Below are 12,051 nucleotides of genomic sequence, written 5' to 3' on the forward strand. Positions count from 1 at the left end.
TGAAAAAAATAACAGTTGCGTTTCGTACTGTATAACAAGGTAAGCCTGCTATTGTGCTATAGATATTGCGCAAAGTAGTGGATTACTTTTGGCCATAAATGGTTGCATTTGCGAGAAAAGAACTTCATATGGCCTATTTCACTTACCTTGTGGTCGCGCGGGTTAAGCTCTTCTACTTCGGCTTCCATATTCGGAAACACACTGATCATATCGTGTACGTTGGTAATGTTGGCGATATCGTCATCAGTAGCCAATAGCCACTTTGACGGGAGTGAAATGTTGTCGTAATGGTGCGTTTTAACCTCTTTCCCAAATGCGGTTTTAACGTAACCTGAACCGTTACACCATTGTTGCCATTGTCGCGACACCTTCTTAGGAAGGGGCTCTCCCATACCTACCCACTGTGACTTTGTATGGCCAAACAACAAGTTACTTACGGGGATATAGAAATTCATAAAGAAGTGCGCTTTTACCAAGTAGCCTTTGCGCATGTTGCGCAAGCTACCTGATGAGCTTCCAAAATTACAAAACGCGGTTAAGTCATGCACATTATGCATTAAACCAAGTAACTGGCCGCCAGCACTATGACCAACTAAAAAATAGGGCACGTTAGGGAATTGAGCTTTCAACGCCTCAAGTACAGCAGGCATATCCTGTTCGCCCCAGGTTATCAAAGATGCATCGCTCTTGCTTACTGGCACCTGTGCCGACTCGCCAATGCCCCTATTGTCGAAGGTGATAACACCAAAACCTTGTTCACATAGATAAGTGGCAAATGCGCTGTAAAACTGTCGTTTAATGCCCGTTGCAGGCCCCACCATAATGGCGCCTTTAGCTTGGGTACTTGGAGAGAAAACGGTAGCTCTTAAACATGTACCATCATTACATGTCACCGAAATATCATTAATCTCAATGCTATTTGCAATATCACTCACAATATCATTCACAACGCATCCTATTACTTCTTGTTGCAGACTTTATTAAAGCTATCTGGTCTTACCAGTAAAACGTGAAGCGTGTGAAAAAGCAATATAGTGCGTATTTATTTTAGTGATATTTGTTTATGTACGCTTATCAAAAGCACGGTGCTTGAACTGTTTACCTATGCCTAGTTACACAATAAGGGTGAATACTTTCGAGTTACGCTGAAAGTTGTACAGTTCTTTTTTAACCGACGGCAAGGCACTAATGTCTGCAGGCTCAAAACCTTGTTCTAAAAACCAATGAGCCGTAACGGTAGTTAGCACAAATACCGTGTTAATACCTGCATCTTTCGCGCGTTGTCTTACTTCTTCAAGAATACGTTCGCCCCTGTTCTTGCCGCGATAATCTTGATGAGTAGCTACGCAAGCAAGCTCCGCACAGCCGTCTTCTGGGTATAAGTAAAGTGCAGCGCAGGCGATGATCATCCCGTCACGCACTATTACAATAAACTGGTTAATTTCGTTTTCTAAGCGTTCACGAGAGCGCTTGACTAACACGCCACTTTCTTCCAACGGTTTAATAAGCCGTAAAATACCGCCTACATCGTCGATGGTTGCTGCGCGAAGCTGTTCATAATGGTGCTCCATTACCAACGAGCCAGTACCGTCGCGGGTAAACAGTTCTTGTAGCAAAGCACCATCTTGTTCGAAGCTAATGCAGTGTGCACGCGGTACACCTGCTGCAACGCTGGTGGTTAAAGCGCTAAGCACGGTATCTTCGGTGGTGATATCACCGGCTAACATATGCTGTTCTAACTGGGGGCGCTCTATTGTGCGTAAAAGCTTGCCTTCGCGATTGTATATACCGTCAAAATTTGAAAACACAATTAGCTTGTCTGCTTTAAGCGCAATGGCTGCCTGCGTTGCCACATCTTCATGAGATAAATTAAATACTTCACCGGTAGAGGAATATCCCATTGGCGACAACAGCACAATAGAGCCATCGTTAAGATGATCGTTTATACCTGTGGTGTCGACGCGTCGAACGAGGCCAGTGTTTTCAAAGTCTACGCCGTTTCGCACTCCCATAGGCTTTGCCACTACCAAGTTGCCGGAGCACACGCGTATTTGCGAGCCATGCATCGGCGAATTCGGCAGCCCCATAGTAAGTAATGCTTCAACCTGAGAACGTACCGAGCCTGCGGCATCCTTCACACATTCAAGGGTTTGTTTGTCGGTAATACGCACACCATTGTCGAAGCGCCCTTCAATATTGCGAAGTGCCACGCGCTGGTCTATTTGAGGGCGAGCACCATGCACCACCACTACGCGAACTCCTAAGCTATTAAGCAGAGCAATGTCGTGAATGATGTTAGGGAAGTTGGGGTGTTCGATGGCTTCGCCACCGAACATCAAAACAAAGGTTTTTCCCTGATGGGCATTTATGTATGGCAGCGAGCTGCGAAACAGTTTTATGCCATCGTGATGTGCTAATACCATGTGCGCGTCCTTTACTGCTAGCCTTGTTTGTCCAAGCTTTCTAGCTCTTGATAAAGTGCCTTTGTGACAGTCTCTTTGCTCGTGCCGCCTAAAATATTGCGCTGGTTTACGCCGTATTCCAGCTGTAATACCGGGTAAACGTCGTCTTCAATTTTGTCGCAAATGGCCTGCAAGTCACCAAGCGGCAAGTCTTCAATAGCACAGCCTTTTTCAATGGCCTGAAGTACTACGCGACCGGCAATATCGTGACCTGTTCTAAACGGCACACCTTTTCCTACTAGGTAGTCGGCCAGTTCAGTGGCATTCGAGAAACCTTGTGTTGCCGCAACACGACAGCGCTCTTCATTAAGCTGAAGCGAGTCCAGCACTTCGCTGGCAATGCATAAACAAATATGCCATTGGTTTACGGTATCAATGGCACCTTCTTTGTCTTCCTGCATATCTTTATTATACGCAAGGGGAAGACCTTTCATGGTAACCAACAGCGCTTGAAGTGAACCAAAAACACGGCCACATTTACCGCGCATAAGTTCTAGTGCATCGGGGTTTTTCTTTTGTGGCATTAGCGATGAACCAGACGTTACGCTATCGCCTAATTGAAGAAAGCCTGCTTCGCCTGAATTATAAAAAATCATATCTTCGGCTAAACGTGACAAGTGCATCATGCTGGTACTAGCAACAAACAAGAGTTCCAGTACGAAGTCTCTGTCTGAAACAGCGTCTAAGCTATTCAAACATGGAGAGTCAAAGCCTAGCTCCTGAGCAATAGCGTGGCGATCAACAGGAAAGGTAGTGCCTGCTAAAGCGCCTGAGCCTAACGGGCATTGATTCATGCGCACTTTTAAGTCGTCTAAGCGGCTTAAATCACGTTTTAGCATTTCTACATAGGCTAAGCACCAATGCGCAAAGTGAATAGGCTGTGCGCGTTGTAAATGGGTGTATCCGGGAATGATGGCTTCTTGATGACGACTAGCAACATTAAGCAGCGATTTGATTACACCTAAAACGTCAGCACGAAGTGAGGCAATATGTTCGCGTACCCACAAACGAAAGTCAGTGGCTACTTGGTCGTTACGGCTGCGCCCTGTATGCAGTTTACGTCCAATGTCACCAAGTTTTTCAATAAGCGCGGCTTCTACAAAACTATGAATGTCTTCTTCGCTAGATGCATTAAAGTCTAATTCACCGGCTTCAGCCTGTGCTTTTAACTCGTTAAGTGCAGCTTCAAGCTTCACTTGTTCATCGGCAGTCAATACGCCTGCTTTTTGAAGCGCTCTCGACCAGCTTATCGAGCCTTGAATATCTTGGCTTGCCATTACTTGGTCAAACGGTAGCGAGTCGTTAACCTGTTTAAACATACTACTTGCGCCGGATTCAAACCGACCACCCCACAACGCCATGTGCTGCTCCTTAAATGCTGTTCTTTGCCTATGCTTTGTCTATCAAGAAACGCTTTCAAATAGCGCTTATTGCTCGCCTTGCTTTTTTAGTGCTTCGATACGACTTGAAAGGCTAAACAGGCGAATAAAGCCTTCTGCGTGTTTTTGGTCGTATACGTCATCGGCACCAAAGGTGGCAAAGTCTTCAGAGTAAAGGCTATTAGGTGAACGACGCTGGGTTACCGTAGCTTGGCCTTTGTATAGCTTAACTACGATGTCGCCCGTTACTTTCTTCGCAAAAGATGCAGCGCCTGCTAATAGCGCATCATTCAGCGCAGTAAACCAACGGCCGTCGTACATTACATGTGAGAACTCAAGGCCAATTTGCTCACGGTATTTAAGTGCAGCTTTATCTAGCACCATAGTTTCAAGGGCTTTGTAGGCCTTCAGCAATACGGTGCCTCCTGGTGTTTCATAACAGCCACGTGACTTCATACCCACAAGGCGGTTTTCAACAATATCGATTCGTCCCACACCGTGGGCAGCGGCTATGGTGTTTAGCTTAACCAGCGCTTGATAAGGCGATAATGCTTCACCATCAACATGGGTAAGCGCACCTTCGTTGAACGACAGGGTTACGCGCTCTGGTGTATCTGGTGCATCTTCAGGATCAACGGTCATGGTCCACACTTGCTTGGTAGGCTCTTGCCACGGATCTTCAAGTTCACCGCCTTCATGAGAGATGTGCCATGCGTTTGCATCGCGGCTGTATATTTTGGTGGCCGATGCAGTAGTAGCAATATTGCGCTCTGCAAGGTAGGCAAGTAAGTCTTCACGGCTTACCATGTCCCACTCACGCCATGGCGCGATTACGGTAAGATCTGGAGCTAGGGCAGCAAATGTACTTTCAAAACGCACTTGGTCGTTGCCTTTACCCGTACAGCCATGACAAAGTGCATCAGCACCTACTTTACGGGCAATTTCTACCTGCGCTTTTGCAATCACAGGACGTGCCATAGAGGTACCAAGTAGATATTCACCTTCGTAAACGGCACCTGTGGTAATAGTTGGGAAGATATAGTCGCTGACAAACTCTTCTTTTAAGTCAACGATGTGGCATTCACTCGCACCTGACGCAATCGCTTTTTCATGGAGGCCTTCAAGTTCTTCATCGCCTTGGCCAACATCTGCCGCGAATGCAACCACTTCACAGCCGTAGTTTTCTTTTAGCCATGGAATAATGGCTGAAGTATCAAGCCCGCCAGAATAGGCCAGCACAATTTTTTTAACGTTTTGCATTTAAGTAATCCTCTTAAGCGTCTTCTTAAGCACTAAGCAATTGAGTAAGGATGGCGTTCTGGCCATGCATTCTGTTTTCGGCTTGCTGCATTAATAGCGATTTATCACTATCAATTAACGAGCCTGTAATTTCTAGGTCGCGATGAGCTGGCTGACAGTGCATTACATAGCTTGCACCGGTTGCCTCCATGAGCGCCTCGTTTACCTGATAAGGTGCGAATTTTTCTTTAATGGCTTCAAGCGGCGTATCGTCTCCCATAGAAAGCCACGTGTCGGTGTAAATAACATCAGCACCGTTTGCTGCACTTAAATCATGACTTTGCACAATAGAAACGCCCGTTTTATCGGCAATGGCTTGTGCCTGCGCTACTATTTCGGCACTTGCTTCGTGGCCTTCTGGTGTTACTACCACTTGATTACAGCCAAGTAATGCACCCACAATTAACAGTGAATGTGTAACGTTGTTGCCATCACCCACATACGCCATGGTTAACCCTTCTGTTTTTCCAAAACGCTCAAACATGGTGAGATAGTCGGCTAAGCCTTGGCACGGGTGATATTTGTCGCACAGTGCATTAATAATGGGTACATCAGCGGCCTTGGCAAAGGTTTCGAGGGTACTGTGTGAAAACACGCGCGCTACAATAGCATCGGCCCAGCAGGCCAAGTTTGCTGCGGTATCTACTGCATCTTCACGACCCGCTAATTTGCCCGACTGAACATCTAAATACACCATGTGACCGCCAAGCTTATTAATACCAATGTCGAAGCTTACGCGTGTGCGTAAAGACGGCTTTTCAAACAGGGCCACTACCGATTTGCCGGCTAATACATTGCTGTAGCTTGCTGGCGCTTGTTTAATTTCTACTGCCAATTGCAGCAAGTTTTTCATTGCCTCTGGTGACCAGTTTGCAAAGGTAAGTAGGTCCTGTTTCATTGTACGTCTCCGGCTTGCTGCGAAACTGCACCCGCAGCTTTTGTAGGTAGTATTTGTGTACCTGTGTTTTGATTAAGAATGTCGGCGATATCGGCTATCCAATTCGCGATGTATACAGGGCGTTTGAGCGTGTCTGCAGACGCAAGCGCCGCATCCACTTTTACTTTCATACCGTCGGTAATAACGCCTTCACTGGCGTAATGGGCGATACTTTGTGCATTGAGTTCACGTAGTAGCATTTTATTAGCGTCTAGTACGCCATCTACATTTGAAAGTAGCAGCAGTTCGGCATCTAGAAGCTCTGCGATTACCGTTGCCGCTTGGTCGGCATTTACGTTAAGCAACCTGCCTTGAGGGCTAGAGCCAATAGAGCTGATGATAGGAAGCGTGTGCTGGGCTAATACATTTTTTAGAAATGCGGCGTTAGACGTAGAAGGTACGCCAACCGCACCATATTTATCGGCAAGTGGCTCACAAACCACCATGTTGCCGTCTAGTAACGATAGGCCTACAGGCGTAAGGCCGCTGGCAATGGCTGCGGCGCAAAGTTGTTTATTCGCCGAGCCTGCAAGTGCGCCACAAATATAGGGCATGTGCTCGTCGGGCGTTACGCGTAGCCCGTCAATTTTGCTGCTTTTCAGTCCAAGGCTTGCCATCAGCGTTTCAACCAGAGGCCCGCCACCGTGAACAATCACAACAGGGCGTTCGGCCTGAACTTCTTTAACGCTTAAAAATAAACGGGCCATGGCGGGTGCATCGTCAAGTAATGCACCACCCACTTTTATAACAACTGGTGAACGGCTCATAGTACTAACCCTGTCTCTACTGGCTGTGCTGTCATAATGTTTAGGCATTGAATGGCTTGAGAAGCAGCGCCTTTCATTACGTTGTCTATTGCGGCGGTCACTACCGCATACCCCGATGTTTCATCTAACTTCCAATGCAAATCAACAAAAGGCGTGTTCGCGACGTCATCTATTTTTGGAAAGCTTTCACGCAAACGTACAATAGGTTTATCAGCATAGGCCTGCGTATACGCTTGTTCAAGTTGCGCGCTGGTAACACCTTGTTTCACCTTCACGGTAACCGTGGCTAATATGCCCCGTTTAAAGTTGCCTAGGTGCGGTGTGAATATCACGGGCGTGCCTAAATACGCTTCTATTTCAGGTGTGTGGCGATGCCCTAGCACGCCATAAGCCTGAAGGCTTACTTCAAAAAAGCTGGTGGTAAGGCTGGCTTTTCTGCCGGCGCCCGACACGCCAGACACGGCATTAATTACTGGCCTAACGGCATCATCCAGCAAGTTGTTCTCGGAAAGCGGCTTAAGTGCACTTAGGCTGGCAGTAGGGTAACAGCCCGGCACGGCAATAACACTGGCGCTTGCAATGCTCTCTGAATACCATTCAGCAAGGCCATAAACCGCTTTTTGTAAGCACGCTGTTTGTTGATGTTCAAAGCCATAATAGCTAGCGAATACATCGGTATCTTTTAGTCTAAAGGCGCCTGACAAATCCAGCACCTTGGCTTTGCCCGACGTAAGCGTAGGCATCCAGTCATGGCTAGCCTCATGCGGCGTGGCAAGAAATATAAAATCCACATTGTTTGCCAGCATGGTCAGTGCTTCAGCAGATATTGGGGTGAGTACGCTATCCACATGCGCTAGATTTCCGTGAAGCGAACCTATCTGTTTACCTGCATCGTTACTTTTTTCAGAAACATAGGTGCTGTGAAGCGACAACAAAGGGTGCTGCTTCACCAGCTGAACAAGTTGTGCTCCGGTGTAACCACTGGCGCCAATAATTGAAACGTTATACATAATTTAAAATTCAATAAATGGAGAAAAAAATCACTTTTTACCTTTGTGAACTGGTTGGGCGTAATCCCTTGCCTAACCGCTACCACATCACAAAGGTAAAAAGTGTGCTAACGCAAAAGCATAGAAGAGTGCACGCGTCGTCGCACGTTCTGCAGCGCGTAGCTAGCCAGGGGAGAGGTTAACTCTTTATCGCTATGATCAAATGAACCAACAGCGTGAGTTGGTTGTGTCATCTTCAGTTCCTAATTTTGATAACCCAAGTATGGGTTAGATGCTTAAACCGTATGCTAGTTTATCTTTATTGAATTTTTATGCAATAAAAATGTATAAATATTTTTTATTTATTTCGCTGGCCTGCGCTCTTCATTTGTAAAAAGAGTTTACATTCTGAGTTGTTACAATTGGTTGACACAGTAAAAAGAAAAATGAATATTTATAATTCAAGCTGAGCATTGAGTACGTATTTCTACAAAGTGCCATTACTTGGGGCAAAGTAGTACGATGAAGGTGTAAAAACACAGTAGGTATTAAACGTAATCTTTACAGGTTAAGGATAAGGAATGGACAAGCTAACCATAGCGCTTGTTGCACACGACCATAAAAAGTCAGAGTTACTGGCTTGGGTACAACAACATCAAGCAATATTAGCGCAATGCAACCTTGTGGCCACGGGCACAACAGGGGGGCTTATTGCAGAAAAAACGGGGTTGGACGTTACGCGTTTTAAAAGTGGTCCTTTAGGCGGGGATCAACAAATAGGTGCGCTTATTGCGGAAAATAAGCTCGATGGATTGTTTTTTTTCTGGGACCCGTTAAATGCAGCGCCCCACGACCCAGACGTAAAAGCACTGCTTCGCTTGTGTTCAGTATGGAATGTGCCGGTGGCATGTACGCCTGCTACGGCCGATCTTGTTATTACATCGCCTTTGTTTTTGTCACCAGACTACAAACCAACAAAGCCTCGATTCGAATAAATAAAAAAGCGCTGTCATCGCAGAGTGCGAGTAATGACAGCGCTGACAGATAAACAGTGTTAATGCTAAAGCGATAACATGTCTCGAAGTTCGCGCTCTTCGGTACGACGTGCTTTTAAGGTTTGCTGCTGCGATTCAGTTAGTACTGCGAACATGGCTTGCTTGTGCTTCGCCTTCGCTACGCCGGCAGCAACTAAGTTGTCTTTATACTGCGCAAATAAGGCGTAAAAGGCGTCTTCTGAAAAAGCGTCGCTTCTTACTAACGCCTGTTGTGCTTCTCTAAAGTCACGCATTACCACTTTATGCGTTTCATAAGATACTGAAGCCTCTTCTCTTAGGGCCTTAAGCGATGCTTTCTGTTCACGTGTTAAATCTAAGCCCTTGAACATGCCGTTTCGCCCGCCGCGCTCGCTGTTTCGTTCACCTCGATCAAAGTGGTCAAAACGTGCATTACGCTTCTCCATTTTGTCTTGCCTTGCTAGTAAGCGTTCCTCGTGACGCGCTTCACGCTCAGCCTCTTTTTCTTCTAGCAATTGCTGCTGCGAAGGCGTAAGCAACGCATAAATGTCGTGACGCAGTTGTGCAAAAGCAAAGCGTTTTGAAGCCGAAGTTTCTATTTTCCCTTCAATGAACTGGGTAAGTTCGGCTTCACTGGCGTTAGCCATTTCGAATGAGGGGCGCTCAAAAGTACGTTCGTTGTCGTTTTGATGCGTTGCACGAAAGTTTGCAAACAGTACTTTCATTTCACTACGCTGAGCTTCTGTTAACGACAGGCCGCGTAGGTGTTTTACAATTTGTTCAACCGGCTCGTGGTGACGCATTGCGTTACTGCTATGCTTGGCTATTGCAAAGCTGCTAATGCTGCATGCTGCGATAATTGCACCGGCAATAATGACTTTATTCATTGTCGTCTCCTAGTTGTTCGGACAATGTAATCCTATCGCTTTGTGAAAAGAATGCAGTCAAGGTAACGTAAAGCTTGTGTAAAGGTGCCAACGTTTAGAGATTGTAACGGTCTGAAAAGATATAGTAAGCGTAAGCAGCGAGAGACAATTAATGAGTTCAGATTTTCACTTTCAGTCGTTATTAGTTATTGATGACGATAAAGAATTAACCGACATGCTATCTACTTATTTAGAGAGTATGGGGTACAAAGTGCAAGTGCGTAACGATGGTGAAGCAGGGCTAGAAGAAGCGGTGTCTGGTCATCATTACGACATGATATTGCTTGATGTAATGATGCCAAAAATGGATGGCTTCGATGTGCTTAAAAAATTGCGAGCAAGTCATGCAACACCCGTGCTAATGCTTACTGCCAGAGGCGACGATTACGACCGAATACTCGGTTTAGAGATGGGAGCTGACGATTACTTACCTAAACCGTTTAATCACCGTGAGCTAGTGGCAAGAATAAAAGCTATCGTGCGTCGCCACAATATGGCTGCAGCGGGTAATGGGGTAGAGCAAGACTTACTGGTTAACGGTGTGCATTTAAGCCCAAGTAGCCAAACTGCAAACGTTGACGGCGAGCCTCTATCGTTAACATCTACAGAATTTTCCATACTGCGTTTACTTATGTTGCACGCCGCAAAACGCGTAACCAAAGAAGAGATTAGTTTGAAGGTATTGGGCAAGCCACTTCAGGCCTTTGATAGAAGTATTGATATGCATGTGAGTAATTTGCGAAAGAAAATAAATGCTGTATCGGTGGACGAAAAAATAAAGACCATTCGCGGTATTGGCTACATGCTGCTGACAGGGTCCAATTAAAAATGAAAAGCAAAATTAGTGACCGAAAGAGATAACATTAAAAGAGACTAGCATTGAAAACTTTGCTCGAAAATATAAACCCCGCACGTGCCATTATGGGGCGTCTATTCCTGTGGTTTTGGGTAACATTTATTGTTACCGCACTGCTGGCTATATGGGGTGCACGATTATTTTTTGTTGATTTAGAAGTGTCTGAGATAACGCCCGATGAACTTGCTACATTAACAAGCATTACTCAACGTTTCGATCGCCCGCGCCTTGCGCGAATGCCTTTACAAGAAGTGGTTAATCGCAACGCACGTAGTTTACGAGGCCGCCTTATTGCCGTGAATACCGCCACACAAGACATTGTTATGTCGATGGGGCCGCCGCTTCGAGAGAACGACATTCGTGATTTGAAGCGATTAGCCAAACAAGCGTCCCCAATTGCGATTAAGCGTGGAGCACTTAAGCTTGTTGGGCCTCTGTTCTTTGAGCGAAGAGGGGAACGCTACGCGCTTTTTTCTGCCAAGTTCGACTTACCTGAGAAAAAAACACCGCCTATTGTACTGTTCCTTATTATTGCGCTTATCACTACTACATTGCTTAGCTGGCTTTTCGCCAGAACGTTTACCAACCCTATTTTGCATATTCAAGGTTCGGTAAAACGCCTTGCTGGCGGTGAATGGCAGTCACGAGTAGGGCCTACGTCAAACCGCCAAGACGAGCTAGGTCAACTGGCTAGAGACTTTAATAAAATGGCCGAGCAGCTAGAGGCTATGTGGGGGGCGCAGAAGCGTCTGCTTGCAGATGTTTCTCACGAGCTGCGGTCACCTCTTGCCCGTTTGCAGATGGCGTTAGGGCTTGCGCATCAACAAAATGTCGACCCCGCAACACTTGAGCGGGTAGAAAGAGAGGCCGACAGAATGGCGTCGCTTATTGATCAGCTTCTCGCGTTGAGTCGCGCAGAGGCAGGCGAGATAAAGCTAAGTGCAACACCACTGCCTGATGTACTAAAAGAGGTGTTTACCGACGCACACTTTGAGGCGGTGAATAGCAATAAACAGCTGGTGGTATTTGAAGTTCCTACTTTTACCGTAAATGTAGACGCAGTAATGCTGTGTAGAGCGGTTGAAAATGTATTGCGCAATGCAATAAGGCACAGCCGCGCATCAACAGAAGTGTACTTTAGTGATGACGATGATTTTTGGTCTTTGCATATCGTTGACGATGGAGAGGGCTTGTCGTCGCAAGAGTGCGAGCGAATCTTTGCGCCGTTTTATCGTGCTTCATTAGCCCGTGAACGAGAGTCCGGTGGTGTGGGCTTGGGTTTATCCATTGCAAAAGCTGCCGTGGAGTTGCATCATGGACATATAACCGCCGTGCCGGCAGATACTGGTGGCCTTCATGTTACGTTGGCTTTTAAGAAAAGCTAACGTTACGCTTTTATAGCCATACTCGCACAACACGTAAA

The 12,051-nt window shown here is 46.2% G+C and carries 11 protein-coding genes; 3 read left to right on the forward strand and 8 right to left on the reverse strand.

Annotation, left to right across the window (positions count from 1 at the left end; translation table 11 throughout):
- Window positions 1-56: 56 nt before the first annotated feature.
- The 7 genes from V7R35_RS14260 to argC form a co-directional block, all read right to left on the reverse strand.
- Window positions 57-947, reverse strand: coding sequence for an alpha/beta hydrolase family protein (locus V7R35_RS14260; protein WP_334015576.1), 891 nt, complete (start codon window positions 945-947; stop codon window positions 57-59).
- 165 nt (window positions 948-1,112) lie between these two features.
- A complete protein-coding gene (gene argA, locus V7R35_RS14265; protein ID WP_334015577.1) occupies window positions 1,113-2,423 on the reverse strand; it encodes an amino-acid N-acetyltransferase in 1,311 nt (436 codons plus the stop codon).
- Between the two features lie 17 nt (window positions 2,424-2,440).
- Window positions 2,441-3,823 (reverse strand): argininosuccinate lyase, encoded by a 1,383-nt coding sequence (argH, locus tag V7R35_RS14270; RefSeq protein WP_334015578.1) that lies wholly within the window; start codon window positions 3,821-3,823, stop codon window positions 2,441-2,443.
- 66 nt (window positions 3,824-3,889) lie between these two features.
- Entirely contained in the window at window positions 3,890-5,101 is a 1,212-nt protein-coding gene (locus V7R35_RS14275) for an argininosuccinate synthase (protein WP_334015579.1), read from the reverse strand.
- 25 nt (window positions 5,102-5,126) lie between these two features.
- Entirely contained in the window at window positions 5,127-6,038 is a 912-nt protein-coding gene (locus tag V7R35_RS14280) for an ornithine carbamoyltransferase (protein ID WP_334015580.1), read from the reverse strand.
- Entirely contained in the window at window positions 6,035-6,844 is an 810-nt protein-coding gene (gene argB / locus V7R35_RS14285) for an acetylglutamate kinase (protein ID WP_334015581.1), read from the reverse strand. The genes V7R35_RS14280 and argB overlap by 4 nt, the downstream gene beginning before the upstream one ends.
- The gene (argC, locus tag V7R35_RS14290) at window positions 6,841-7,854 is read right to left on the reverse strand and encodes an N-acetyl-gamma-glutamyl-phosphate reductase (protein WP_334015582.1); all 1,014 of its coding nucleotides are present in this window, start codon (window positions 7,852-7,854) and stop codon (window positions 6,841-6,843) included. Before argC ends, argB begins: the two co-directional genes overlap by 4 nt.
- Before the next feature lie 560 nt (window positions 7,855-8,414).
- Between argC and V7R35_RS14295 the strand changes: the two genes are divergently transcribed.
- On the forward strand, window positions 8,415-8,828 hold the full coding sequence (locus V7R35_RS14295; protein ID WP_334015584.1) for a methylglyoxal synthase: 414 nt from the start codon (window positions 8,415-8,417) through the stop codon (window positions 8,826-8,828).
- A 65-nt stretch (window positions 8,829-8,893) separates the two neighbouring features.
- Here V7R35_RS14295 and V7R35_RS14300 read toward each other — a convergent pair whose 3' ends face one another.
- On the reverse strand, window positions 8,894-9,733 hold the full coding sequence (locus V7R35_RS14300) for a Spy/CpxP family protein refolding chaperone (protein ID WP_334015585.1): 840 nt from the start codon (window positions 9,731-9,733) through the stop codon (window positions 8,894-8,896).
- A 151-nt stretch (window positions 9,734-9,884) separates the two neighbouring features.
- Here V7R35_RS14300 and V7R35_RS14305 point away from each other — a divergent pair, with 151 nt between their 5' ends.
- On the forward strand, window positions 9,885-10,598 hold the full coding sequence (locus tag V7R35_RS14305; protein ID WP_334015586.1) for a response regulator: 714 nt from the start codon (window positions 9,885-9,887) through the stop codon (window positions 10,596-10,598).
- A 53-nt stretch (window positions 10,599-10,651) separates the two neighbouring features.
- Entirely contained in the window at window positions 10,652-12,013 is a 1,362-nt protein-coding gene (locus V7R35_RS14310; RefSeq protein WP_334015588.1) for an ATP-binding protein, read from the forward strand.
- Window positions 12,014-12,051 lie beyond the last annotated feature (38 nt).

Source organism: Alteromonas sp. S167 (assembly GCF_036864375.1).
Taxonomy (GTDB): domain Bacteria; phylum Pseudomonadota; class Gammaproteobacteria; order Enterobacterales; family Alteromonadaceae; genus Alteromonas.

Bases quoted from the DNA above. Each gene is read 5' to 3' on its own strand.
- argA (WP_334015577.1), bottom strand. From the start codon at position 2,423: ATGGTATTAGCACATCACGATGGCATAAAACTGTTTCGCAGCTCGCTG.
- argH (WP_334015578.1), bottom strand. From the start codon at position 3,823: ATGGCGTTGTGGGGTGGTCGGTTTGAATCCGGCGCAAGTAGTATGTTT.
- V7R35_RS14275 (WP_334015579.1), bottom strand. From the start codon at position 5,101: ATGCAAAACGTTAAAAAAATTGTGCTGGCCTATTCTGGCGGGCTTGAT.
- V7R35_RS14280 (WP_334015580.1), bottom strand. From the start codon at position 6,038: ATGAAACAGGACCTACTTACCTTTGCAAACTGGTCACCAGAGGCAATG.
- argB (WP_334015581.1), bottom strand. From the start codon at position 6,844: ATGAGCCGTTCACCAGTTGTTATAAAAGTGGGTGGTGCATTACTTGAC.
- argC (WP_334015582.1), bottom strand. From the start codon at position 7,854: ATGTATAACGTTTCAATTATTGGCGCCAGTGGTTACACCGGAGCACAA.
- V7R35_RS14295 (WP_334015584.1), top strand. From the start codon at position 8,415: ATGGACAAGCTAACCATAGCGCTTGTTGCACACGACCATAAAAAGTCA.
- V7R35_RS14300 (WP_334015585.1), bottom strand. From the start codon at position 9,733: ATGAATAAAGTCATTATTGCCGGTGCAATTATCGCAGCATGCAGCATT.
- V7R35_RS14305 (WP_334015586.1), top strand. From the start codon at position 9,885: ATGAGTTCAGATTTTCACTTTCAGTCGTTATTAGTTATTGATGACGAT.